Genomic DNA, 2,173 nt, shown 5'->3' with positions numbered 1-2,173 from the left:
ATCACGTCCATGCGTATGCGCTTGGTGAAGGCGTTGTCGAATTCGCTGCCCTTGCTTTCCTTGACGTCCCAGACGTAGCAGAGGGTTTGGGTGGGCACCGATTCGCCGGTCGAGCCTTTTGCCAGTGCGAGCTTGGTGCGCTCGCCCACCGACAGTCGCTCGGCCGGGAAGTCGAAGTAGACACAGAGCTTGGCCGCGCCGTCGTCGCCGCTCTTGGTGTGCAGATCGGCGCCGGTCACGAATTGCTCGACCTTCCAGCGCCAGGCCAGCGTGGCCTCGTCATTGAGCTGAACCCGCGTGGAATGGACCAGGTTGCCGTAGGACTKGTCGGCATCGACCTTGAGCACCTTCTGGCCATCGAGCTGCGTGACCTCGAACTTCGTMGGCGCCTTGTTGGGCAAGGTCGYGAAGCGCCACGGCGCGGGCGCCTGCGGACCCGGAGCGGTCGAGAACGGCGTCAACAGGCCCTCGGCGCGCGCGGTTGGGGCGACCATGCAGATCAGCGCGGCCGCAACAGGCAACACYGMAGAGGCGAGCGAACGCYGTGCGCGCCCAAACCGGAATCTCGTGTCGTTCATGGCTGGCCTTTATGGCTGGTGGATGGGAAATGGGCGCTTTGCGCCCGCCAACACGGAGTGTGATCCAGRCGCGCGACAAGATAAATACCCCATCGGGAAACGCAGAAGCAWGGATACGCACCAAGCGGACGCAGGGTTGAGCCGCCACGGAGAAGCATTTCCGCCACCAGAGATCGAGCCCGGGCCCGGAGCGCTTCCGATGGCGAAGTCATGTCCGTGGGCGGAGTGCCCGCGAACGTAGCGCCTCCGCCGCCGGACAGCGGCCCAGGCTGCGAGCGTCGTTACTTCGGCAGCGGGGCGTAAGCGGCGCCGGCGGGCAGTTGAAGCACGCACGACGTCGGCCACGCGCTCGGGAAATTTCCTCGCACGCACGGTTCCCCCCCACCGAAGCCGCCCCGCTCTCGCGCCGGTGCGCCGCCGCCCTCTTCCGCCTGCGGACACCCCGCAGCGCCGCCGCGGTCAGACGCATTTCCGGTCTCGAGTGGTTTCGGTATCGGAGATCAGCCCGGTGGCGGGCGTGCTGGCGCGGATGGCGTGTACAGCCGCTATGGGCCCATACGCGCCATTCGCCTGTGCCCCTGACACGGAAACGCATTGACAATTCGGGCGCGCCGCGTTCAAAGTAGGCTTCCTTCCCCGGCGCTGTTTGGCGCCTTCCTGAATGATGAGAAACGCAGCCATGGAAGCGAAGGTCACGCTGTCAGGCGCCGGCAAATCCTCGCTGCTCGGCGCGACGGTAGCAGGCGCGACGTCGATCTCGACTAAAACCGACGCTGACCGGCCACGCTCGCGACTCCGTATGCGACTCCGTGATTGGCCAGTGACAATGCGACGCGATCGAGTGCGTTGGGCGTTGCTCGCGGTGGCAGGCATCGTCGTCTCCTCCATTGATGCATGGTTATTGCAAGGCACGATTCCGCGCCACATTGTTCTCGCGTCCGGCCTAAACGACGGCATGTACCACCAGTACACCCAGCTCTATAAGAAAATCCTAGCGCGCGATGGCGTGACGGTCGAAGAACGCATGACGGGCGGCGCGGAAGAGAACGAGCGCTTGCTGCGCGATCCGAATTCCGGCGTGGATGTGGCCTTCATGCATGGCGGTGTCGTGCGTCCAGCCGAGCAGGGGAGATTGGTCATGCTCGCCACGCTGTATTACGAACCGCTGTGGATCTTCTATCGTGACAGCGTCGTACACACGCAATTCGATGATCTTCGCTACAAGCGGCTCGCCGTGGGCTCACCGAAAAGCGGCGCGCGTGCGTTCATGGAACCGCTGCTCGAAGCAAACGGCATCAACCGCTTCAACACCGAACTGGTGCCCCTGGTCAATCTGGCCGCCCTGCGCGCGTTGCAGGCGGGACAGGTCGATGCGATATGCTTGGTCGGTCCCACGCAGTTCCCGGCGGTCTGGCAGGCCTTGCACGACCCGAGCCTGAAGCTGATGAGCCTGGCCCGCGCCGAAGCCTACCCGCGCAAGTTTTCCTACATCACGAAGCTGACCTTGCCTCCGGGAACAGTCGATCTGGAGCAACACATCCCGGAGAGCGAGGTGAAGCTGATCGGCACCAAGGCGATGCTGGTTTCGCGCGACG

The 2,173-nt window shown here is 64.3% G+C and carries 2 protein-coding genes; one reads left to right on the top strand and one right to left on the bottom strand.

All coding sequences use genetic code 11. The annotated features are described in order from the left end of the window. The coding region (locus AC1DY5_RS52490) for a DUF3047 domain-containing protein (RefSeq protein WP_478122160.1) at positions 1 to 494 on the bottom strand (494 nt) is incomplete at its 3' end. 763 nt (positions 495 to 1,257) lie between these two features. On the opposite strand from AC1DY5_RS52490, the gene AC1DY5_RS52485 reads away from it, so the two are divergent. Then, positions 1,258 to 2,173, top strand: a 916-nt coding sequence (locus AC1DY5_RS52485; protein ID WP_478122159.1) for a TAXI family TRAP transporter solute-binding subunit, incomplete at its 3' end; no start/stop codon positions are given.

It is taken from the genome of Variovorax sp. P4_D9 (assembly GCF_056401695.1).
Note: the sequence above shows the minus strand (reverse complement) of the source record. Positions and strands in the feature narration are given on the sequence as shown.